General features: G+C 61.8%; 23 protein-coding genes and 1 tRNA gene. 18 read left to right on the top strand and 6 right to left on the bottom strand.

Translation table 11 applies throughout. From position 1 onward, the window contains the following. Positions 1-60: 60 nt before the first annotated feature. Positions 61-330 (top strand): hypothetical protein, encoded by a 270-nt coding sequence (locus tag AC1RRE_RS15100; RefSeq protein WP_492982014.1) that lies wholly within the window; start codon positions 61-63, stop codon positions 328-330. 19 nt (positions 331-349) lie between these two features. After that, positions 350-1,153 carry a class D beta-lactamase gene (blaOXA, locus tag AC1RRE_RS15095; protein ID WP_492982013.1) on the top strand — a complete coding sequence of 268 codons (804 nt, stop codon included), beginning with the start codon at positions 350-352 and terminating at the stop codon, positions 1,151-1,153. Here the strand turns inward: blaOXA and AC1RRE_RS15090 are convergent. Continuing rightward, positions 1,150-1,854: a YggS family pyridoxal phosphate-dependent enzyme gene (locus tag AC1RRE_RS15090; RefSeq protein WP_492982012.1), complete on the bottom strand. Its 705-nt coding sequence runs from the start codon at positions 1,852-1,854 to the stop codon at positions 1,150-1,152. The two genes, blaOXA and AC1RRE_RS15090, sit on opposite strands and share 4 nt — an antisense overlap. A 14-nt stretch (positions 1,855-1,868) precedes the next feature. Between AC1RRE_RS15090 and AC1RRE_RS15085 the strand changes: the two genes are divergently transcribed. Then, the gene (locus AC1RRE_RS15085) at positions 1,869-2,495 is read left to right on the top strand and encodes a thiamine phosphate synthase (RefSeq protein ID WP_492982011.1); all 627 of its coding nucleotides are present in this window, start codon (positions 1,869-1,871) and stop codon (positions 2,493-2,495) included. Positions 2,496-2,554: 59 nt separating this feature from the next. Here the strand turns inward: AC1RRE_RS15085 and AC1RRE_RS15080 are convergent, their stop codons facing one another. Further along, on the bottom strand, positions 2,555-3,319 hold the full coding sequence (locus tag AC1RRE_RS15080) for a TorF family putative porin (RefSeq protein ID WP_492982010.1): 765 nt from the start codon (positions 3,317-3,319) through the stop codon (positions 2,555-2,557). A 247-nt stretch (positions 3,320-3,566) separates the two neighbouring features. Here AC1RRE_RS15080 and AC1RRE_RS15075 point away from each other — a divergent pair, with 247 nt between their 5' ends. Next, the gene (locus tag AC1RRE_RS15075; RefSeq protein ID WP_492982009.1) at positions 3,567-4,370 is read left to right on the top strand and encodes an enoyl-CoA hydratase/isomerase family protein; all 804 of its coding nucleotides are present in this window, start codon (positions 3,567-3,569) and stop codon (positions 4,368-4,370) included. A gap of 110 nt (positions 4,371-4,480) precedes the next feature. Further along, the gene (locus tag AC1RRE_RS15070; protein ID WP_492982008.1) at positions 4,481-6,130 is read left to right on the top strand and encodes a 3-(methylthio)propionyl-CoA ligase; all 1,650 of its coding nucleotides are present in this window, start codon (positions 4,481-4,483) and stop codon (positions 6,128-6,130) included. A 76-nt stretch (positions 6,131-6,206) separates the two neighbouring features. Here AC1RRE_RS15070 and AC1RRE_RS15065 read toward each other — a convergent pair whose 3' ends face one another. Further along, complete coding sequence (locus tag AC1RRE_RS15065; RefSeq protein WP_492982007.1) at positions 6,207-6,638, bottom strand: response regulator; 432 nt, start codon at positions 6,636-6,638, stop codon at positions 6,207-6,209. A gap of 295 nt (positions 6,639-6,933) precedes the next feature. Between AC1RRE_RS15065 and AC1RRE_RS15060 the strand changes: the two genes are divergently transcribed. Then, positions 6,934-7,473 (top strand): DUF3455 domain-containing protein, encoded by a 540-nt coding sequence (locus AC1RRE_RS15060; RefSeq protein WP_492982006.1) that lies wholly within the window; start codon positions 6,934-6,936, stop codon positions 7,471-7,473. Positions 7,474-7,791: 318 nt separating this feature from the next. Then, positions 7,792-8,319, top strand: a complete 528-nt coding sequence (locus AC1RRE_RS15055; RefSeq protein WP_492982005.1) for a DUF3455 domain-containing protein — start codon at positions 7,792-7,794, stop codon at positions 8,317-8,319. Between the two features lie 69 nt (positions 8,320-8,388). On the opposite strand, the gene AC1RRE_RS15050 is transcribed toward AC1RRE_RS15055, so the two are convergent. Then, positions 8,389-9,297 carry an MBL fold metallo-hydrolase gene (locus tag AC1RRE_RS15050; RefSeq protein WP_492982004.1) on the bottom strand — a complete coding sequence of 303 codons (909 nt, stop codon included), beginning with the start codon at positions 9,295-9,297 and terminating at the stop codon, positions 8,389-8,391. A gap of 218 nt (positions 9,298-9,515) precedes the next feature. Here AC1RRE_RS15050 and AC1RRE_RS15045 point away from each other — a divergent pair, with 218 nt between their 5' ends. The 9 genes from AC1RRE_RS15045 to AC1RRE_RS15005 all read left to right on the top strand — a co-directional run bounded on the left by AC1RRE_RS15045 (position 9,516) and on the right by AC1RRE_RS15005 (position 19,776). Further along, the gene (locus tag AC1RRE_RS15045) at positions 9,516-10,370 is read left to right on the top strand and encodes a branched-chain amino acid ABC transporter permease (protein WP_492982003.1); all 855 of its coding nucleotides are present in this window, start codon (positions 9,516-9,518) and stop codon (positions 10,368-10,370) included. Between the two features lie 15 nt (positions 10,371-10,385). After that, entirely contained in the window at positions 10,386-11,462 is a 1,077-nt protein-coding gene (locus AC1RRE_RS15040; protein ID WP_492982002.1) for a branched-chain amino acid ABC transporter permease, read from the top strand. Beyond that, positions 11,459-12,217, top strand: a complete 759-nt coding sequence (locus tag AC1RRE_RS15035) for an ABC transporter ATP-binding protein (RefSeq protein WP_492982001.1) — start codon at positions 11,459-11,461, stop codon at positions 12,215-12,217. The genes AC1RRE_RS15040 and AC1RRE_RS15035 overlap by 4 nt, the downstream gene beginning before the upstream one ends. 1 nt (position 12,218) lies before the next feature. Then, the gene (locus AC1RRE_RS15030; RefSeq protein ID WP_492982000.1) at positions 12,219-13,004 is read left to right on the top strand and encodes an ABC transporter ATP-binding protein; all 786 of its coding nucleotides are present in this window, start codon (positions 12,219-12,221) and stop codon (positions 13,002-13,004) included. Between the two features lie 29 nt (positions 13,005-13,033). After that, the gene (locus tag AC1RRE_RS15025) at positions 13,034-14,902 is read left to right on the top strand and encodes an AMP-dependent synthetase/ligase (protein ID WP_492981999.1); all 1,869 of its coding nucleotides are present in this window, start codon (positions 13,034-13,036) and stop codon (positions 14,900-14,902) included. Between the two features lie 58 nt (positions 14,903-14,960). Further along, on the top strand, positions 14,961-16,145 hold the full coding sequence (locus AC1RRE_RS15020) for an ABC transporter substrate-binding protein (protein WP_492981998.1): 1,185 nt from the start codon (positions 14,961-14,963) through the stop codon (positions 16,143-16,145). A 185-nt stretch (positions 16,146-16,330) separates the two neighbouring features. Further along, the gene (locus AC1RRE_RS15015; protein ID WP_492981997.1) at positions 16,331-17,518 is read left to right on the top strand and encodes an ABC transporter substrate-binding protein; all 1,188 of its coding nucleotides are present in this window, start codon (positions 16,331-16,333) and stop codon (positions 17,516-17,518) included. A 74-nt stretch (positions 17,519-17,592) separates the two neighbouring features. After that, positions 17,593-18,774, top strand: a complete 1,182-nt coding sequence (locus AC1RRE_RS15010; protein WP_492981996.1) for an ABC transporter substrate-binding protein — start codon at positions 17,593-17,595, stop codon at positions 18,772-18,774. Positions 18,775-18,867: 93 nt separating this feature from the next. Then, positions 18,868-19,776, top strand: coding sequence for a DMT family transporter (locus AC1RRE_RS15005; RefSeq protein ID WP_492981995.1), 909 nt, complete (start codon positions 18,868-18,870; stop codon positions 19,774-19,776). Positions 19,777-19,799: 23 nt separating this feature from the next. Here the strand turns inward: AC1RRE_RS15005 and AC1RRE_RS15000 are convergent. Together AC1RRE_RS15000 and AC1RRE_RS14995 are read right to left on the bottom strand one after the other, a co-directional pair. Then, a tRNA-Pro gene (locus tag AC1RRE_RS15000) sits at positions 19,800-19,876 on the bottom strand. A 120-nt stretch (positions 19,877-19,996) separates the two neighbouring features. Continuing rightward, positions 19,997-20,995, bottom strand: a complete 999-nt coding sequence (locus AC1RRE_RS14995) for a polyprenyl synthetase family protein (RefSeq protein ID WP_492981994.1) — start codon at positions 20,993-20,995, stop codon at positions 19,997-19,999. Positions 20,996-21,126: 131 nt separating this feature from the next. Between AC1RRE_RS14995 and AC1RRE_RS14990 the strand changes: the two genes are divergently transcribed. Further along, a complete protein-coding gene (locus AC1RRE_RS14990) occupies positions 21,127-21,873 on the top strand; it encodes a tRNA1(Val) (adenine(37)-N6)-methyltransferase (protein ID WP_492981993.1) in 747 nt (248 codons plus the stop codon). Between the two features lie 50 nt (positions 21,874-21,923). Beyond that, positions 21,924-22,139 carry a hypothetical protein gene (locus tag AC1RRE_RS14985; RefSeq protein ID WP_492981992.1) on the top strand — a complete coding sequence of 72 codons (216 nt, stop codon included), beginning with the start codon at positions 21,924-21,926 and terminating at the stop codon, positions 22,137-22,139. Positions 22,140-22,207: the final 68 nt, after the last annotated feature.

Genomic DNA, 22,207 nt, shown 5'->3' with positions numbered 1-22,207 from the left:
TTTACCCGGGCCGGACGAGCCGCTTAACTGATCATGCCCCCGCAACATGGAGCAGGATCAATGGCTCGTCTGGCCCGGTTTGTTTTTACACTTGCATTGCCGCTGGCCCTGATCGCCTGCGGCCCGCCCACCACCGAAGAAGCGTTGCGCAAGGCCGAGCCGGTCAAGACCAAGGCGGAGCTGGAGAAGGTGCTGGGCAAGCCGAGCGAACTGCAGAAGCTCGGGCCGCTGGAGCAGTGGACCTACAAGACCAGCGATGGCTCGGTCACCTTCGTGATCACTGGCGACAGCGTCACCCTTGCCTCGGGCGGCACTACCAAGAAGAACTGATTCCGCATATCGGGATTCCATGATGCTGAAAAGTCTGGCGGCCGCCGGCGGCCTGCTGCTCATGGCTGGCCATGCACTGGCTGCGGTGACCTGCACCCTCGTCATTGATGCCGCCGACGGACGGACGCTGTACGAAACCGGCGACTGCGTCACGCGGAACAGTCCGGCCTCCACCTTCAAGATACCTTTGGCGGTGATGGGATTCGATGCCGGCATCCTGCAGGATGTTCATGCGCCGGTCTGGCCGTATCGTGAAGAATACAACGCTTCACGAGAGGCCGTGAAAAAGCCAACCGATCCTGCCTCCTGGCTGGAGCAATCTGTCGTCTGGTACTCCCAGCAACTGGCCCGACAGATGGGGATGCAGCGGTTCCAGCAATATGTGGACAGCCTGGATTATGGTAACCGCGACCTCACCGGCGATCCCGGCCGCAACAATGGTCTGACGCACGCCTGGCTGGCTTCCTCGCTGCAGATATCCCCGCGCGAGGAAGTCGCCTTCCTGCGCCGACTGCTGGATCGCAGTCTCCCGGTATCGAAGGCAGCGCAGGAGAAGGCGATTGCCAGCATGCCGGCTTTCCCGACCAGCGATGGCTGGGCAATCCGCGGCAAGACGGGTGCGGATTCCCAACTCAAGGCGGATGGCAGGGGGCTGGATTCCGACCGGCTGTTCGGCTGGTTCGTCGGCTGGGGCATGAAAGAGGGGCGCACCGTGATCTTTGCGCGTTTGATCAAGGATGAAGGCCGGATGGAGACCTATCCCAGCTATCGCGCCCGCGAAGGCCTGCTGGCCGAACTGCCGAAGCTGGTAGCGGGAAACTAGGCGGCGGGCGTGGCGTAGGTTCGCCCGCCAAAGATGGCGCTGCCGACCCGCACATGGGTCGCCCCGAGCATCACTGCCGTTTCAAAATCACCGCTCATGCCCATGCTGAGCTGATCCAGGCCATTTCGCTTCGCGATCTTGTTCAGCAGGGCGAAATGCGGCGCAGGCTCTTCTTCGGCCGGCGGAATGCACATCAGGCCGACGACGGGAAGATCGAGCGCACGACAGGCGGCGATGAAGGCATCGGCATCGCGTGGCGTGCAGCCGGCCTTCTGCGGTTCCTCACCGGTATTGACCTGCACGAAGCAGGGCAGGTGGCGGCCGCTCTTCCCGAATTCCTTGGCCAGTTCCTCGGCCAGGCTCTGGCGGTCCAAAGTATGGATGACATCGAAATGCGCGACCGCCTGCTTCACCTTGTTGGTCTGCAGCGGGCCGATCAGATGCAGCACCAGATCGGGATAGGTCTTCCGCAGGTCGGTATATTTGGCCATGCCCTCCTGCACACGATTCTCGCCAAAATGGCGCTGGCTGGCAGCGAGCGCCTCGGCCACGGCTTCCGCGGGGAAGGTTTTGGCCACGGCAATCAGGGTCACGGCTTCTGGCTTGCGGCTGGCCTCAGCGGCAGCTTCGGCGATGCGTCCACGCACGCCTGCGAGGCGGCTCTGGAGGCTGTCGGATGCTTCCGGTGACGGCTGGGTCATGGCAGGCTGCATTGATGCAAGGAACGAAAACGGGAACCGGCCGCACGCTACCAATCCGCAGGCGCGGACGAAAGCCCTGCGGCCTGCCGCCGAGGCTGCTGGTTACCGATGCCATCCGGCTGGCGGATCCGTTGCCCGCGATCCGGCGTTTGAAGGCAGGTGATGGCGTGCTGTTCCGCCATTACGAGCTTCCTCCGGCCCGCCGGCTGCTGCTGGGGCTGCAAGTGGCGCGGCTCTGCCGGCAGCGTGGCCTGCTGTTACTGGTCGCGGGTGATGTGCGGCTGGCGCGCCGGCTGGGCGCTGACGGCCTGCATTTGCCGCAGGGACTGGTGCGGGCAGCGCGGCGATACGGGATGGGCGGGATGGGGCTGGTGACCGCTGCGGCCCATGATGCTGGCGCTGTTCGCCAGGCGGCAAGGGCGGGGGCGGGAGTGGTGCTGATCTCGCCGGTCTTTGCCACAGCCAGTCATCCCGGGGGTGCGTTGCTGGGCGTCATGGGTTTTACCCGGCTGGCAGGCCTGGCAGCCCGGGAGGGGCTGCGCGTCTATGCGCTGGGTGGCATGACGGCGGCCGCCATGCGGCGGCTGGGCCGGAGGGCGGCGGTGGCAGGGTTCGCCGCCATTACCGGCCTTTCTGCGTAGGGCATAAAAAAACCGCCGCCATCCGAAGATGGCGGCGGCTTTATCAGGACTTCTGCAGATCAGAAGTTGAAGGTGTAGCCCAGCGAGGCAACCGCACCGGCTTCACACCAATTCTGGCCACCCATGCATTCGCCCTTCTTCAGGTTCGTGTCGACATACTGGATGCCGGCGGTGAAGCCCCAGAAGTTGGCGAACAGGCCGATATTCCAATCGGTGTAGTCCGGCACGCCATAATTGGTATTCTTGTCGATCTTCTGATGGCCAACGTTGGCGATGATCTTCGGCTCGAACTGGGTGATCGGCAGCGGAACGGTCACGCCACCGGTGTAATACACGGCGTTGCCCGACGAACCCTGGAACTGCGGGCTGTAGTAGACGCCGGCGCTCGGGATGGCGAAGCCGAAGTCATAGGCGGCGGTCAGCTTGAATTCGCTGAAGTCGAGATTGAGCGAGTCCAGGGCGCCCGCATAGACGTAGCGGATGACGCCAGTGTCGAGGCTCAGCTTGTCGAAGCTCCAGCGGAAGCCGGCGAGGAAATCAACTTCAGCGTTGGCGCTGTTGTTGAAGTCGACGTTGCTGCCCCAGAAGCCGAGGTAGCCGGTCACCATGTCGGTGAGCTTCATGGCGCCTTCGCCACCGATCTGCAGGCCAGCGCCGGTGTCGGTCTGGCTGATGCCGCGGAAGCGGTAATCGGAAACGACCGTGGCCGACAGCAGGCCGGCGAAACGGTCTTCATCAGCTGCCATCGCCGGGGCCGAAACCGTCGAGATGGTGGCCATCAGGCCAAGAGCCACCAAGGCGGCGCGGAAAGTAAACTTAGTCATAGGGCTAACCTCCGAGAGAAAATTCGATGGTGAGATAATCAGACAAGTTCCTGTTCCTCAAACACTTCTCCGGTAGACTGGAGGTTGAGGCAGGAAAGTGTGTCTCCCGGGTTACAGTCGTCCCGCGAAACAGTCACATTGCGCAAAATCTGTGCAAAGACTGTCGAAATATAATTACACGAGTATGCCGCTTTATAGGGTTTTTACGGGGATTTACCCCGGTTTTGCCGGAAGGGAGTACCGAATCATGGTTGAGACCCAGCCTCTGGTCATCACCGAATCCGCGCCTGCATCCATTGCCGGCGGCGAGGCGATCCGTGTCATCCGCCTGAATTACGCCGCCAAGCGCAATGCGCTGTCGTTGGAGCTGCGGGCCGCCCTGTATGAGGCCTTCGAGACGGCGATGGCCGACCCCGCGATTCGCGCCATCGTGCTGACCGGCAATGGCGGTGCCTTCTGCGCCGGCGGCGACATTTCTTCCATGCAGGATGTCGCCGGTGTTGGTGGACGGCAGCGTCTGGCCAACCTGCACCGCCTGGTCCGTCTGATCGCCGCCGGCCCAAAGCCGGTGATTGCTGCCGTGGAGGGATTTGCCTATGGCGCGGGCATGTCGCTGGCGCTGCTCTGTGACCAGGTGGTCGCGTCGCGCGATGCGAAATTCTGCTGCTCCTTCGGCAAGGTCGGCCTGATGCCTGACATGGCGGTGCTATGGACGGTGCCGCAGCGGGTTAATGCCGGCTGGGTGCGGCGGCTGCTGATGCTGGCCGAGGAAATCGATGGTGACCGTGCCGTACAGATCGGTCTGGCCGATCAAATGACCGAGCCGGGCAAGGCACTGGAGGAGGCGCTTGCGCTGGCGGCCAGGTTCGCGGCCATGGCGCCGTTGCCGATCGCCTTCACCAAGGCGGCGCTCGGCCGCGGACCGCAGCCCCTGGAGGCTGTGCTGGCGCAGGAGGCCGACGGGCAGGCATTGCTGTTCAATTCGGCCGACTTCGCCGAAGGGCGTGATGCTTTTCTGGCCAAGCGCAAGCCCGTCTTTACCGGGCGCTGATTGTCGCGGGGGAAATGTGCAGTGCATCACGGCCACGCCTGCTTGCAGGTGTATGAGCCTGCGTCCTAGACTGCCGGCCTTAAAATAAAAGTACTAACAGGAGGAAACCGATGCTGGGCCTGATTCAGGACCGTCCGTTGCTGATCTCGCAGCTGATTGAATACGCCGCGCTGTATCACAGCCAGACCGAGATCGTGACCCGCACCGTCGAAGGCCCGGTGCATCGCTATACCTACAAGGATCTTTGCGGTCGTTCGAAGAAGCTGGCCAACGCACTGACCCGTCTGGGCGTGAAGCTGGGTGATCGCGTCGGCACGCTGGCCTGGAACACCTATCGCCATTTCGAGCTGTATTACGGCGTGTCCGGCATGGGTGCGGTACTGCACACCGTCAATCCGCGCCTCTTCCCCGAGCAGATCGACTACATCGTCAATCACGCCGAGGACAGCTATCTCTTCTTCGATCTGACCTTCGTGCCGCTGATCGAGAAGCTGGCGCCGCAGCTGAAAACCGTGAAGGGCTTCGTGCTGCTCACCGATGCTGCGCATATGCCGAAGGACAGCAAGATTCCCAACCTGATCTGCTACGAGGATCTGATCGGTAAAGAGAGCGACGATTATGCCTGGCCGCAGTTCGACGAACGCACGGCGTCCTCGCTCTGCTACACCTCGGGCACCACCGGCAATCCGAAAGGCGTGCTGTATTCGCATCGCTCGACGGTTCTGCATTCCTATGCGGTCTGCCAGCGCGATGGGCTTAATCTCGGCTCTGGAGATTCCGCGCTGGTGATCGTTCCGCTGTTCCACGCCAATGCCTGGGGCGTGCCCTATGGCGCTGCGATGTGCGGCGCCAAGCTGGTCTTCCCTGGCCCGGCGCTGGATGGCAAGAGCGTCTATGAGCTGTTGCGCGACGAAAAGTGCAACTTCTCGCTCGGCGTACCCACGGTCTGGCTCGCCTTCTTCCAGCATGTCGATGCCAATCAGGGCCTCGACCTGAAGAAGGACATTCTGCTCGAACGCTGCGTGATCGGCGGTTCCGCGGCGCCGCGCGCGATGATCGAGCGCTTCGCCAAGCAGTTCAACTGCTTCGTCATCCATGCCTGGGGCATGACCGAGATGTCGCCGCTGGGCACCACCGGCAACATGCTGAAGAAGCATGCGGCCCTGCCTTTGGAGCAGCGGCTGGACGTGCAGCAGAAGCAGGGGCGCACCGTCTATGGTGTGGAGATCAAGATTACTGATGACGACGGCAACGAACTGCCGCGTGACGGCAAGGCCTTTGGCGACGTGAAGGTGCGTGGCCCCTGGATCACCAAGGGCTATTTCCGCGGCGATGGCGGCAGTGTGCTGGACAAGGATGGCTGGTTCACCACCGGCGATGTCGCCACGCTGGACGCCGATGGCTATATGCAGATCACCGATCGGTCGAAGGACGTGATCAAGTCGGGCGGTGAGTGGATTTCCTCGATCGACCTGGAAAACGCGGCTGTCGGCCATCCGGCCGTGCAGGAAGCGGCCGTGATCGGTGTGCATCACGACAAGTGGCAGGAACGTCCGCTGTTGCTGGTGATCAAGAAGACCGGCCAGGAGGTCAGTCGCGACGAGATGCTGAAGTACCTCGAGGACAAGGTCGCCAAGTGGTGGTTGCCCGACGATGTCGTTTTCGTTTCGGAACTGCCCCATACCGCGACCGGCAAGTTGCTGAAGACCAAGCTGCGCGACCAGTTCAAGGACTACAAACTGCCCAGCGCAGGCGCGTAACGCTGCACGCGCAGTGCCGTAAAAACAAAGCCGGCCCGGGAAACCGGACCGGCTTTTTCAATGACGGTTGTTCCGTTTAATTCGCGCGGCTGCGATTGCGCGCTGCCAACAGCTGTTTGATGCGTCGCTCGACTTCGGCGGCTTCATACGGTTTTTGCATCAGCGGGCCATCGCCGCAGAGTTCGGCTGCGGCATCGGCGGCCTTGGCCACACCTGACGTGAGAATGACGGACGTGTCGGGCCGGTTGGCGCGCACCCAGCGGGCAAAGGCGAAACCATCCATATCGCCCGGCATCTGCACGTCGGTAAAGACGGCATCAATCTCCAGCGAGGCCTCGAATACCGACACGGCCTCCCGGCCGCTGCCGGCTTCGATCACGGCATAACCGCAGTCGCGCAGATATTCGGCGATCACCATGCGGATCAGGACTTCGTCCTCGACCACCAGCACGACCGACTTGTCGTCACCGGCATCCACCGTGGGGCGGTTGTCTTTGGCGGGCGTCATGATGGGCAGGCGCTCCTGGAATACGGGCCAGCAGGGGTTGTGACAGGCGGTCTCTGATAACGACCGAATCGGCGGGCAGTTCCAACAGGTTGAGCTTACCCTTAGGGGCGGTGTGGGACATGCCGGTCCGCAGGCCCGCGAGGATCAGAAAAAATACTATCGGCGGGGGAATAAAACCGGATATCGGGAGTCTGTCTTTCGGGCGCTAACAAGTCCGAGAGCGCACGAAACGGTGTTCATGCAGGGATGAACCACTGTTTTACAACAATCCGACATCTTCAAAGCTGAGGTTCCCATGAACAAGATTGTACGTTCACTGTATCTGCTTCCTGTCCTGCTGCTGGTGGCCTGTGCCGGCAGCGAGCAGCCCCCGGCCATTGTAGCCGTCCCTGATGCCCTGAAGGGCGCTCCTAACGAGAAACTGGCCATGGTCGTGCCGGCCAAGGGCGTGCAGATTTACGAATGCCGCGCTGTGAAGGACAAGCCGGGCAACTTCGAATGGGCCTTCGTCGGCCCCGAAGCCGAACTGTTCGACACCCGTGGCGCCAAGATCGGCAAGCACTACGGCGGCCCGACCTGGGAATCCAATGATGGCAGCAAGATCACCGGTACCCTGAAAGCCCGTGCCGACGCCCCGCAGGCAGGCACCATTCCGTGGCTGCTGATCACTGCCACGCCGGCCGGCCCCAAGGGTGTGTTCAGCGACCTCACCAGCGTGCAGCGTGTGAATACAGTGGGCGGCGCTGCGCCGAGCACTGCCTGCGCCCAGGGTAACGTGAGCACGGTGGTGCGCGCGCCTTACACGGCGGACTACTATCTGCTCAGCACGAAGTAACCGGGTGAGCCGATAGGCGCTCACGAAGGAGCATACGAGAGGCCGGACGCAAGTCCGGCCTTTTTCGTTTCATGCTGCACATTTCCGTAATCCTGTGGAGTTAGCAGTGCCGTGTTTGCAGTAAGCGGCATGCTTCCCTGATGCTCTTATCAAGAAGAGTTTACCCGCATAAAACCTGACGAATCGCGATATCTGCATGCGTCGCGATTCGGTCGCGGGAACGTGAAGTGACGCTGCAAGAACCCTGTGACTGTTATCACTGCGGGTAGGCATGAGGAGTGGGACAACGGTAATGCTCAACTACTCAGAGGTTTCTGAATGCGTCAGTCGATCAAACTGCTTTCTGTGCTTGTCCTGATCCTTCTTGCTGCTCCTGCCCATAGTGAACAGCCTCCCGTGCCGGAGGCGTTGAAAGGCCGTACCGACGAACGCTTGCTCATGGTGGCTGCCGCCAGAGGTGTGCAGGTCTACGAATGCCGCGCGAAGGCGAGTCAGCCGGCATTCTATGAATGGGCTTTCCTGATGCCGCAGGCCAGTCTGTTCGATCTCAGCGGTCGCAAGATCGGCGACCATTTCGAAGGTCCGACATGGGAAGCGAATGACGGCAGCCGCATCAGTGGAGTCCTGAAGGCCCGCGTCGACGCCCCGCAGCAGGGCGCTATTCCGTGGTTGTTGCTCACCGCCACATCGGCAGGTGAAAAGGGCGATTTCAGTTCCGTCACCAGCGTCCAGCGCGTCAACACCGCTGGAGGCATGCCGCCGAGAGTCACTTGTACCGCTGACAATGCCGGCGCTGTCGCCCGCGTCCCCTATACGGCGGACTATTACTTCCTCAGCGCGCGGTAAAACCGCGCGTCCCCCCGCCGAGGTCGTTCCTGTTGTCACTGGCAGGAGCGGCCTCGGCACCCCGGGCTGCTAGGCCGCCCGATATGTCGCCACTTCATTGGCGACGCCGTCTACCTTCACCCGGCCATCGCCGACCATATGAATGAGATGCGCCAGCACCGAGCGTGCTGCTGCCGGATGCAGGTAGGCCGGCACGTCGGCATACATGGTCTTCACCATCTGCGGGATAGTCTGCGGGCCTGACGACAGACAGGACATGATCTGTGTCTCGCGCGCTTCGCGATGCCGGATCAGTTCGGTGACGAAATGCTGCGGCGAGTGGCCAGTGCTTGTTGCATCGATTGGCGCGCCGTGGGTTGGGTAGTAACGGACGTCGTTGCGGAACAGCAGCTTCTTCAGGCTGGCATAGTAATCCGTCATGCTGCCGTCAGGCGGCGAGATCACCGTGGTGGACCAGCCCATCACATGATCGCCACTGAACAGCGCTTTTTCCTCATGCAGCCCGAAGCAGAGATGATTGGAGATATGGCCCGGTGTGTGCACGGCCGTCACCGTCCAGCCGGCACCTCTTACGACGGCGTCATCTTTCAGCAGATGGTCAGGGTGGAAATCGTGATCGCCGCCTTCTTCCACCGCCGGCCCACCTTTGGGTTGGGGATGCGGTCCGAAGGCCCAGGTCTTGGCGCCGGTTTTGGCTTTCAGCAGAGCGGCACCCGGGGAATGATCGCGATGGGTGTGCGTGATCAGGATATGACTGACGGTCTCGCCGGGCAGGGCGGCCAGGATGGCGTCGATATGAGCGGGGTCATCCGGACCAGGGTCGATCACCGCGACGTTACCCCGGCCGACGATATAAGTGCCGGTACCATGGAAGGTGAAGGCAGAGGGATTTTGCGCAATGACGCGGCGCACCAGAGGCGACAGGCCGCTGACCGTTCCGTAAGCAAATTCGAGGTCTTTGACGTAAGGGATCGACATGCTGGTTTCTTCCTGGGCAAAAAACCTTAGTCCCGGCTTGACGCGGACGGAAGGTAGACGGGAAATATTGACGTAGCGTCAAGTGATTAGCATTCATCTGAGCGCGAAAGCGATTGACCTTTGCGGCAGCGTCTCCGTAATCTGCCACCACAAGACGGCGACACCAAGAATCGCCTGAATATTACCTGGGAGGGTGGACGCTGTCTGAGATTGTCCAGTTGCTGCTGAATGGGTTGGCGGCAGGCTGTATCTACGGCCTGATCGCACTCGGATTCGTGCTGATCTACAAAGCCACCGAAATGGTGAATTTCGCCCAGGGCGACCTGCTGATGCTGGGCGCGTTCATGGCCTTTGCCCTGATCGAGGGTTTTGGCCTGAATTACTGGCTCGCCTTCCTGGGGGCGGTGCTGTTCATGGCGGTATTCGGCTATCTACTCGACACGGTGATCCTACGCCAGGTGATCGGCCAGCCGCAGTTTTCTGTCGTCATGCTTACCATCGGCCTGGGCTTCATCTTCCGCTCGGGCGCCTCGATGATCTGGGGTACCGAGACCCGGGCCTTCGCCACACCATTTACTGATGGCGTCAGCCGGGTGGGCGGCTTCATCATCGCTGATGTCAATGTATCCATTGTGGTCGGTACGGCGCTGCTCTGCGGCGTGCTTTATGCCTTCTTCACCTTCACCCGCATCGGTGTGGCCATGCAGGCGGCCTCGCAGAACCAGCTGGCAGCCTATTACATGGGCATCCCGGTGAAGATGATCTTTTCGCTGGTCTGGGCGATTTCGGCCGCTGTGGCCGCGGTCGCCGGCATCCTGCTGGCGCCGGTCTCGCTGATCGACACCACCATCGGCCTGCTGGGTCTCAAGGCCTTCGCGGCCGCGGTGCTGGGCGGTTTCGGCTCGATCCCGGGTGCCGTGATCGGTGGGCTGGTGATCGGCGTGATCGAGCAGTTCTCGGGCATCTACATGGCCGAAGGCTTCAAGGATGTCGCGGCTTACGTGGTGATCCTCGCGGTGCTGTTCATCCGGCCGCAGGGCCTGTTCGGCAACATCGGCCGCAAGCGCGTGTAAGGGGCAGGACAGATCATGCGCTTTTTCTTCAAGACCGATTACAATCAGGACATCAACCTGTTCCGGGATGGCGTTGACCGCTTCTGGTATGGACTGCTGATTCTCATCCTGCTGGCCGCGCCCTTCGTGCTGGAAGATTTCTGGCTCGGTGAAATCTCCTACGTCTTCATCCTCTCCATCGTCGGCATCGGCCTGATGATCCTGACCGGCTATACTGGCCAGGTATCGCTCGGCCATGCCGCCTTCCTCGGAATCGGCGCCTATACCCATGCGATCCTGCTGAATCTGGGTGTGCCTTTCTTCATCTCGATTCCGGTCGCCACCGTGCTCAGCGCCATCATCGGCGCGGTCATCGGCCGTCCGGCTCTGCGGCTCACCGGCGTCTATCTCGCCATCGCCACGCTAGCCTTTGCCTTCATCATCGAGCAGATCCTGATTCGCTGGGAGCATGTCACCGGCGGCTTCAAGGGCTTTGCGGTTGATCGGCCCGAGGTGCTGGGCATCGCGATCGTCGACGACATCAACTTCTACTACATCACCTTTGGTGCGCTGGTGCTGGCGGTGCTGGCGGCACTCAACCTGCTGCGTTCGCCCACGGGGCGCGCCTTCGTCGCCATCCGCGATTCCGAGATCGCGGCACAGTCGATGGGCGTCAATCTCGCGTCCTACAAGACACTGGCCTTTTCGATCTCGGCCGGCTTCACCGGCTTTGGTGGCACGCTGTTTGCCCACAAGATCGGTTATCTGGCGCCCGATGCCTTCAACATCCTGCTGTCCATCCAGCTCTTGCTGATGGTGGTGGTGGGTGGTCTGGGCTCAATCCATGGCGCGATCTTCGGCGCGATCTTCGTCGGCTCGCTGCCGCAGCTGATTGCCATCCTGCGCGACTATCTGCCCGAAGCCGTCTCCCGTCAGCCGGGCCTGGAGCCGGGCATCTTCGGCCTGATCCTGGTCTTCTTCATCCTGTTCGAGCCGCTGGGCATCTACGGGCGCTGGCTGAAGGTCAAACTCTATTTCTCGCTCTTCCCGCTGTACAAGAAGGCCACCTTCAAGCGGCAGAAGACCTACACCAAGTCGGAGCGCAACCGGTGACGCTGTTCAAGGCCGACAACCTCGCCATCAACTTCGGCGGCATCAAGGCCGTCGATGGCGTCAGCTTCGACATCGAGAAGGGCCAGGTGTTCACCATCATCGGCCCCAACGGTGCGGGCAAGACGACGGTGTTCAACCTGATCAGCCGCATCTACGACCCGACCGAGGGCAAGCTGATCTTCGAGGGGCAGGACATCACTGGTGCCGCCCCGCACAAGATCGCTGCCATGGGTATCGCGCGCACCTTCCAGAATATCGAGCTGTTCGAGCATGCCTCGGTGCTGCACAACCTGCTGCTTGGTCGCCATGCCCATCGCGGCGGCAACCTGGCCTCCGAATTGCTGTTCCTGCCGTCGGTGCGCAAGATGGAGCTGGCGCATCGTGAGAAGGTCGAGCATGTGATCGACTTCCTCAATCTGCAGGCCTATCGCGACACCTATATCGTCAATCTGCCTTATGGCGCGCGCAAGGTGGTCGAACTGGCCCGCGCGCTCTGCACCGAGCCAAAGCTGCTGTTGCTGGACGAACCGTCCTCTGGCCTCAATACCGAGGAAACCGAGGATATGGCCTTCTGGATTCACGACATCCGCAACGAACTCGGCATCACGGTGCTGATGGTCGAGCATGATATGGGTCTGGTGAACGAGGTCTCGGACCGTGTGCTGGCGCTGAATTACGGTCGCGTGCTGGCGTTGGGCACCCCTTCGGAGGTGCAGAGTCACCCTGAAGTCATCAAAGCCTATCTGGGAGGCTGAGATGCCGGAAACCAAAGCTGAACCGATCCTCCGCTTGAGCAACATCGAGACTTTCTATGGTCCGATCATGGCCATCCGCGGCGTCAGCCTGGAGGTGCCCGAAGGCTCCATCGTCACCGTGCTGGGCGCCAATGGTGCCGGCAAGACCACCATCCTGAAGACCATCTCTGGCGTCATGGACCCGCAGAAGGGCAGCGTCACCTTCGCGGGCAAGGACATCCAGAAGATGGACCCCGACAAGGTGATGCGGCTTGGCATCGGCCATGTACCCGAGGGCCGCGAAACCTTCCCGTTCCTGACGGTGAAGGAAAACCTGATGATGGGTGCCTTCACCCGCAAGGATGCCGACGGCGTCGCCAGGGACATGGAGATGGTCTACGGCTATTTCCCGCGCCTGAAAGAGCGCGAGAGCCAGCCGGCCGGCTCGATGTCGGGCGGCGAGCAGCAGATGCTGGCCATCGGCCGCGCTCTGATGGGCCGGCCAAAGCTGCTGCTGCTGGACGAGCCTTCGCTCGGCCTGTCGCCCAAGCTGGTGAAGGAAATCTTCGAGATCATCGTCCGTATCAACGCCGAGCAGAAGACCACCATCCTGCTGGTCGAGCAGAATGCCAATGTGGCACTGCATGCGGCACATTACGGCTATGTGCTGGAAGTCGGCCGCATCGTGATGGCCGATACCTGCGCCCGTCTTCTGGAAAAGGAAGACATCAAGGAATTCTACCTCGGCATGAAAGAGCAGGGCGTCCGCGGCAAGCGGCGCTGGAAGAAGCGCAAAACCTGGCGGTAAGCAGCCGTCACGACCTGGGAGGACGCACCATGAGTGCCAAAGCGGTCGACAAAGTAACGGGCATTGAAATCGATGCCGATATCCTCGCCCTCATTGAGAGCGATACGCTGCCGCGCTATTTCTGGCGCAAGGTCAACGAGCGTGGCGCCAAGGTGGCGATGCGTGAGAAGGACCTTGGCATCTGGAATTCGGTCACATGGACGCAATACGGCGACAACGCTAAACATGCCGGCCTCGGCTTTGCCGCGCTAGGCGTGAAACGCGGCGAGGTGGTCTCGATCATCTCGGAAGGCAATCCGCAATGGCTCTACGCCGATCTCGGCTGCCAGGGCATCGGCGGCGTCACCAACGGCATCTACACGACCGATTCCGCCAAGCAGGTGGAATACATCGTCAATGACAGCAAGACGGTGATCTATGTCGCCGAAAATGACGAGCAGCTCGACAAGATCCTGGAAGTTCGTGACCGTTGCCCGACACTCCGCAAGATCGTCGTCATCGATATGGAAGGCCTGAGCGACTTCCGCGACCCGATGGTGATCAGCTTCGATCAGCTGCTCGGCATGGGGCGCGATTTCGAGAAGAGCAATCCGTCCTTCTGGGACGAGCAGCTCAAGGCCGGCAAGCCGGAAGACCTCGCCATCCTGATCTACACCTCCGGGACAACCGGCGCGCCCAAAGGCGCGATGATCAGCCATCGCAACCTGGTCTTCCAGATGGAGAATGCCGGGCGGTTGCTCGAGCAGTACGAGACCGACGAACAGCTGAGCTTCCTGCCGCTTTGCCATATCGCCGAGCGCGGATTCACCTTGCTCTGGCCGATCCGCTCGGGCTCCACGGTGAATTTCGCCGAAAGCCCCGAGACTGTGCCGCAGAACCTGCAGGAAGTGCAGCCGACCGTCTTCTTCGCCGTGCCGCGACTGTGGGAGAAGTTCTATTCCGGCGTCGCCATCCGCATGAAGGATGCCACCGGCTTCGGCAAGCTTGCCTACAAGATTGCCATCGGTATCGGTTTCAAGCTGGCGGAGGCGCGGCTGGAGCGTCGCGAACCGTCGCTTGGCCTGAAGATCGCCTTCTGGTTTGCCGACCAGCTGGTGCTGCGCAATATCAAGCGCATCATCGGTATCGACCGCTGCAAATGGCTGGTCACCGGCGCTGCACCGATCTCACCTGACCTGATCAAGTGGTATCTGGCGCTGGGCAAGGACATGCGTGAGGTCTATGGCCAGACCGAGAATGTCGGCCTTGCCACCTCGCCGATGATGAACCAGGTCAAGCTCGGCACCATCGGGCAGGCCATTCCCAACACCCAGGTGAAGATCAGTCCCGAGGGTGAAATCCTGCTGAAAGGTCCTCATGTCTTCATGGGTTACCTGAACAACCCGACCCGTACGGCGGAAACCATCGTCGACGGCTGGCTGCATACCGGCGATGTCGGCAGTGTGGATAACGAGGGCTGGTTCCGCATCACCGACCGCATGAAGGACATCATCATCACCGCCGGCGGCAAGAACATCACGCCGTCCGAGATCGAGAACCAGCTGAAATTCAGCCCCTATATCTCGGATGCAGTGGTGATCGGCGATCGCCGGGCCTATCTCACCTGCCTGATCATGATCGATCACGACAATGTGGTGAAATTCGCCCAGGACCTGAATGTGCCTTTCACCAATTTCAGTTCGCTCTGCCATGCCAAGGAAGTGCAGGAGCTGATCTGGTCGGAAATCGAGCGGGTCAACAAGAACTTCGCCCGCGTCGAGACGGTCAAGAAATTCCGTCTGATCGACCAGCAGCTTGGCGCCGAGGATGACGAGCTCACACCGACGATGAAGCTGAAGCGCAAATTTGTGAATGAGAAATACAAGCCTCTGATCGAGGAAATGTATGCCGGCGCCTGAGGCGGCGACCGGTCAACCTGTATTCCGGAACAACGGTTTACTGAAAGGGAGAATGAGGATGCGTACGAGAATTCTGGCCGCGACAGCGGCATTTGCGGCCGTCGCCGGCCTTGCCGGCATGGACGCGCAGGCGCAGACGGTGCGCGGCGTCACCAAGAGCGAAATCGTCATCGGCCAGCACACCGATCTCAGCGGCCCGGCTGCGTCCTACGGCGTGCATGTCGCCAACGCGATGCGGCTGTATTTCGACAAGATCAATGCGGATGGCGGCATTTACGGCCGCAAGATCCGCCTGATCGTCGAGGATCATCAGTACCAGGTGCCGCGCGCCGTGCAGGCCGCGAACAAGCTGATCAACCGCGACAAGATTTTCCTGATGGCGGGTGCACTCGGCACCCCGCATAACAACGCGGTCTTCCCGGACCAGTTCAAGGCCGATGTGCCGAACCTCGGCCCGCTGACCGCGGCGCGTTCGATGAGCGAGCCGTTCCATCGGCTCAAGTTCGCCACCTATTCGACCTATTACGATCACACTCGCGCGGGCATCAAGTATCTGGTCGAGAAGAACGGCCGCAAGAAGCTCTGCTCGCTGTACCAGGACACCGACTTCGGCAAGGAAGTCTTCGACGCCGTACAGGATCAGGCCAAGGCCATGAACATGGCCGTGGTCGATACCGCCACCAACACGCCGATCGCCACCGACTTTACCGCCCAGATTACCAAGCTGCGTGCTTCGGGCTGTGACCTGGTGGCCATGGGCGCCATCGTGCGTGACGCCATCGTGCCCTACGGCACGGCGCGCAAGATGGGCTGGACGGATGTCGACTTCGTGTCGCAGTCGGCCAGCTTCGACCAGATCGTGGCGTCCGCCCCGGGCGGTGCCACTGAAGGCCTCTATGTCGGTGCCGGTACGGTGATGCCGTATCGCGATACTGCTTCGCCGCAGGTTGCCGCCTGGTGGGATTCCTACAAGGCCAAGTACAACACTGATCCGAACATCGGTGCAGTGTACGGCTATGGCGTTGCTGACATTATCGTCAACGCGCTGGATCGCGCCGGCAAGGACCTGACCACTGACAGCTTCCTGAAGGGTATGGAAAGCCTGAACGGCTTCCGCGACATCTTCGGCGGCCCGGTCGTCAGCTTCGGCCCGCAGAAGCATCAGGGCACCACCGATGTGCTGTTCTACCAGATCCAGAAGGGCCGCTTCGTGCAGATTGGCGGCGGCCCAATCAAGTACTAAGAACCGCTAACGTCCGGATACGGACTAGAAGAAACGTCTCGCATTGCCTGAACGCCCGCAGCATCCGCTGCGGGCGTTTTCTTTTGTGCGCTGCATCAACGGCTTGGCGCGACAGAATCCCGTAGGTGCGGTCAGGGGAGAGGGCTAAGCTTTGCCGGCATAACCATAAAACCTGGGAGGTCCGCATGCGTAGGGTAGCTTTGCTCACGGTCGCTGCTGTGGCCAGTAGTGTTCTGATTGCTGGCTCTGCAGCCGCGCAATCAGCCAAGGTGCGTGGCGTAACGAAAAACGAAATCGTCATCGGCATGCATACCGATCTCAGCGGCCCCGCCGCGTCCTACGGCGTGCATTCCTCCAACGCGATGCGGCTGCGCATCGACGAGGTCAACGAACAGGGCGGCATTTATGGCCGCAAGATTCGCCTGATCGTGGAGGACAACCAGTATCAGGTGCCGCGCGCTGTGCAGGCGGCGAACAAGCTGATCAACCGCGACAATATCTTCCTGATGGCCGGTGCGCTCGGCACCCCGATGAACAACGCCGTGCTGCCTGATCAGCTCAAGGCCGGCGTGATCAACTTCTCGCCGATTACCGCGGCCCGGCAGATGTCGGAACCTTTCCACAAGCTGAAATTCGCCGGGCTCGCCTCATACTACGACCAGGTGCGTGCCGGCATGAAGTGGATGGTGGCCAACAAGGGCAAGCAGCGCTTCTGCACGCTCTATCAGGACACTGACTTCGGCAAGGAAATCCTGGAAGCCGTGCAGGATCAGGCCAAGGCGATGAACCTGCCGGTGATCGAAACGGCGACCAACACGCCGATCGCCACCGACTTCACCGGACAGATCGCCAAACTGCGGGCCGCCAATTGTGACATCGTCGTCATGGGCACCATCGTGCGTGATGCCATCGTGCCTTATGGCACGGCACGCAAGATGGGCTGGGATGTCGATTTCCTGGGCCAGTCGGCCAATTACGACCAGATCGTCGCCGGTGCGCCCGGTGGCGCCACGGAAGGCATGTATGTGATGGCCGGAACCGTGATGCCTTACCGCGACACGGCCTCGGCACAGGTCGCGGCCTTCATGGACAAGTACAAGGCCAAGTTCGGCGTCGATTCCAATATCGGTGCGGTCTACGGCTACGGCCTGATGGACCAGCTGATCTTTGCCTTCGATCGTGCGGGCAAGGACCTGACCACCGACAAGATGGTGGCCGCCATCGAAAGCATGCAGGGCTTCCGCGACATCTTCGGTGGTCCTGCTGTCAGTTATGGTCCGACCAAGCATCTGGGGGCTGATGAAAGCTTCCTGTTCCAGGTGCAGAAGGGCCGCTTCATGCAGATTGCCGGGCCGGTTCGCTACGGCAGCTGACGCGTTATCCCGGCCGCGACGTTCCCGCGGCCGGGTTTCTTTCTGCTTATCAAAAAAACAAACCGGGAGGGATTATGAATATCTTGGGCAAACTCGGCATCTCCATGGCCGTTCTTGCAGCCGGTGGCCTGTCGGCCGGGCCGGTTGCGGCGCAGAAGCTGCAGGGCGTGACGAAGACCGAAGTCATCATCGGCACGCATACCGATCTCTCGGGCGTGGCGGCGGCCTTCGGCGTGCATTCTTCCAATGCCGCGCGCATGCGTTTCGACGAGGTGAATGCCCAGGGCGGCATCCATGGCCGCAAGATTCGCTATATCATTGAAGACAGCCAGTATCAGGTGCCGCGTGCTGTGCAGGCCGCCAACAAGCTGATCAACCGCGACAAGGTCTTCCTGATGCTGCTCGGCGCCGGCACGCCGATGAACAACGCGGTGATGCCCGATCAGATCAAGGCCGGCGTTCCCAACTTCTTCCCGCTCAGTTGGGCCAAGCAGTTGTACGAGCCGCTGCATCCGATGAAATGGGCGGCGGGCGCGTCCTACTACGCCCAGATGCGTGGCGCGGTGAAATACTTCGTCGAGAAGCAGGGCAAGAAGAATGTCTGCGCACTTTATCAGGATACCGATTACGGCAAGGAGGTCTTCGATGGCGTGCGCGACCAGCTGGCGGCGATGAATGTCAAGCTGACCGATTCCACCACACACAAGCCGGCCGATACCGATTTCTCGGCCCAGATCACCAAGCTGCGAGCCTCGGGCTGCGATCTGGTGGCGTTGGGCGCCATTGTGCGCGATGGCATTCTGCCGTTCACCACGGCGCGCAAGATGGGCTGGAATGTCGATATGGTGGGCACCATCGCCACCTTCGACCTGAACGTCTCCAGCGCGCCAGGCGGTGCGACGGAGGGACTTCATGTCATGACCCAGATCGAGGCGCCGTATCGAGATTCCGCCAATCCGGCGATCCGCAACTGGATCGAGAATTATCGTGCCAAGTACAACACCGATCCCAATCCGGCGGCGCAGTTCTCTTATGTCTCGGCCGACCTGATCGTCATGGGCCTGGACCGTGCCGGCAAGGACCTCACGACAGAGAGCTTCCTCAAGGCGATGGAATCGATCCAGGGCTATACCGATATCTTCGGCGGCCCGGTGATGACCTTCGGTCCCAACAAGCATCACGGCAGCGATGCCGTCTTCATGGTGCAGGTGAAGAACGGCCGCTGGACCCGGGTGACGGAGCCGCTCTCCTTCTAAGAGGAGCGTCGTTCTGACCGTATCCTGAGGCGTGCATTCTGTGGCCCGGCATGGCACAACCAGCCGGGCCGCTTCTTTTCATCTGTCCGTCCGATGTCCGTCCAGCCATATAAGCAGATTTCCAACACGCCGCTCGGCATCGTTTACATGCTGATCGCGGTGTCGCTGTTCGGCTGCATGGACACGCTGGTGAAATGGCTGACTGCCAGCTATCCCACCGTGCAGATCATGTTCTTCCGCAGCCTCTGCGCCTTTCCGCCAATCCTGATCATGGTGCTGCGCAGTCCCGGCGGCTTTGCCCTGCTGCGCACTACGCAGCTCCTGGGCCATGGCGCGCGCTCGATGCTCGGGCTCGCCGCCATGCTCTGTTTCTTCTTTTCCTACACGCTGATGCCGCTGGCCGATGTCACGGTGATTTCCTTTTCCGGACCGATCTTCATCGCCTGCCTGTCGGTCTGGATGCTGGGCGAGAAGGTGGGGCTGCATCGCTGGTCAGCTATTATTGTTGGCTTCCTTGGCATGATCGTGATCGTGCGCCCCGGTGCCGGCATGCTGGAAAGCGGCGCGCTGATCGTGGTGCTGGCGACCTTCTTCTATGCGTTGGCGATGATCCAGATCAGGAAGCTCAGCCGTTCGGAGCCCGCCGCCAGCATTGCCTTCTGGTTCACCGCCTTCTGCACGGTCTTCACCAGTCTGGCGTTGCCCTTCTACTGGGTGACGCCGGCCTGGAGCGACCTGCCGCTGCTGGTCAGTGTCGGCCTGATTGGCGGCGCGGCGCAGCTCTGCATGTCACGCGGTTACAGCCTGGCGCCGGCCTCGGTGGCCGCGCCTTTCGACTACACGCATCTGATATGGTCGGTGCTGTTCGGCTGGTATATCTGGGGCGACTTCCCCGATGTGCAGACCTGGATCGGCTGTGCCATCGTGATCGCCAGCGGGCTGTACATCCTGTGGCGTGAGACGGTGAAACGCGCACCGGTGCCGCAGATTATTACTGAATAGGGGATTTTGGGAGAGCCGCGCGCTGGTCGGAGCGAGAGGATTCGAACCTCCGGCCCCTAGCTCCCGAAGCTAGTGCTCTACCAGGCTGAGCTACGCTCCGACCGGCGCGGGCCGACTGTATAGCGCCTGCGGGTGGCCCCTGCAAGGCGCGTCCCCGGTATTCCGGAGGGAAAAGCGGCTGGCCCGAAAGCCTTGGCCGTCCAGTGGCTTAAAGGATGGCTTAAAGCGCCCGTTCGACGGCGAAATCGACCGCTTCGCACAGTGCGTCACGCATCGGTCCGGGGCTGAAGACCTGCAGCGCCTGGCGCGACTTCTGGGCATAGGCACGCGCCCGGGCCATGGTTTCCTCAATGGCGCTGTGGCGGTCCAGATACCGGAGCGCCTGGGCGAAATCCTCCGGCCCCTGCTCTTCGGGCCGTTCGATCACGCGGCGCCAGAAGATCTTCTCGGCCTCGTTGCCCTTGGCGATGGCCAGCAGGATCGGCAGGGTGATCTTGCCCTCGCGGAAATCGTCGCCGGTATTCTTGCCCAGGGTCTCGCCGTCGGAGGCATAGTCCAGCGCATCGTCCACCAGCTGGAAGGCGATGCCGAGGTTATGGCCGAAGTCGTCCATGGCCTGGGCTTCCGCCTGCGGGCGGTCGGCGATCACGGCGCCGACGCGGCAGGCAGCCGCGAACAGTGCAGCGGTCTTGGCCTTGATCACCTTGAGATAATCGGCTTCCGCCGAGGTGGTGTCGTTGGCGATCACCAGCTGCAGCACTTCACCTTCGGCGATCTCGGACGACGCGCCGGCCAGGATGCGCAGCACTTCCAGCGAGCCGGTCTCGACCATCAGCTGGAAGGCGCGGGTGAACAGGAAGTCGCCGACCAGCACCGAGGGCTGGTTGCCCCACAGCACATTGGCGGTAGCGTTGCCGCGGCGACGGTCGCTCTCGTCGACCACGTCGTCATGCAGCAGCGTGGCGGTATGGATGAACTCGACGCAGGTGGCCAGCAGCACGTCGTGGCTGCCCTCGTAGCCACAGAGCCGGGCCGAGCCCAGGGTCAGCAGGGGGCGAATTCTTTTACCGCCGGCGGCGATCAGGTGGCTGGCCAGCTCGGGGATCAGGGTAACGTCGCTGGCCATGCGCGCGATGATCTCGCGGTTCACTGCGTCCATGTCGTCTGCCACCAGGACGCGCAACGGCTCGATGCTGGGCTTGCGGCCGGGCTCGGTCACGCTCTGTATCTGTTTGGAGGCAATCTGCACGGCGGCTTGGCCCGTATTGTGTATGGTCGTCTGGGTGGAGCATAGTGGGCTGGCATACCCGGTCAAGCGCCGCTCCTCCCGAAGTTTCCGTTTCAGATCAAATGCCTGATAGCGATCACACCTGCGATGACTTGCTTGGCGGCCTGATCCGCCTGACCCAGCCGCGTGAGGGCCAGCGCGCCAGTGCCGACGCCGTGATGTTGGCTGCAGCGGTCATGGCCAAGCCCGGCCAGCGGGTGCTGGAGCTCGGCTGCGGTTCGGGTGTGGGCATGCTTTGCCTCGCCGCTCGTGTTCCGGAGATCACGATCACCGGCATCGAGCTGCAGCCCGATCTGGTGGGGCTTTGCGCCGGCAACATTGCCGACAACGGCATGTCTGATCGCCTGACGGTGCAGGCCGGCGATATCCGCCAGCCGCTGGCGGGGCTGGAGGCTGGCAGTTTCGACCAGGTCTTCGCCAACCCGCCGTTCTTCGATGCCGCCCGTCATCGCGCCTCGCCCCATGCCGGTCGTGCCACCGCGCGTAGCGAGGGCGAGGAAGCGGATCTGGGGCACTGGATCGCGGCCCTGCTGCGCTATGCCCGGCCGGGCGGGGGCGTCACCCTGATCCACAAGGCCGACCGCCTGGCCGATCTGCTCGGTGGCCTGAATGGCAAGGTGGGGGCGATTCGGGTGATTCCGCTCTGCTCGCGGGCCGGTCAGCCGGCCAAGCGGGTGATCCTGCGCGCGGTGAAGGGCAGCAAGGCGGCGCTCACCCTGGAGGCCGGGGTAGTTCTGCACCAGCCGGATGGACAATACCTGCCCCAAATCGAAGCGGTCCTGCGCACCGGGGCGGCCTTTCCGGTCTGACCGCTGTCCGGCCCTTGCGGCCGGAGGGCCAAAGGCCGCAGAATCGGCCCATGTTGAAATATCTGCTGCTGATTCTGGTGATTGCCGGGGCTTGGTATGGCTGGCGCTACGTCAATCGCAAGCCGGCTGAAAAGTCGGTCGTCACGCCACCACCACCGCCCCCGCCGCCGGCTGCCGCCACGGCGCAGGATTTGAAACCCTGCCCGGTCTGCGGAACATACACGGCGGGCCCCACCTGCGGCCGTCCGGAGTGTCGCCCGGCTTAAGTCTAAAGCCCTCAATGGCTTGATTCTCCGGGCTCCGCTGGCTATGGTCCGCGCGTTTTTCGGCCACC

It is taken from the genome of Ferrovibrio sp. GW821-FHT12D07, from assembly GCF_058807275.1.
The sequence above is the reverse complement of the archived record's forward strand: the minus strand, read 5'-3'. Positions and strand labels throughout refer to the sequence as shown.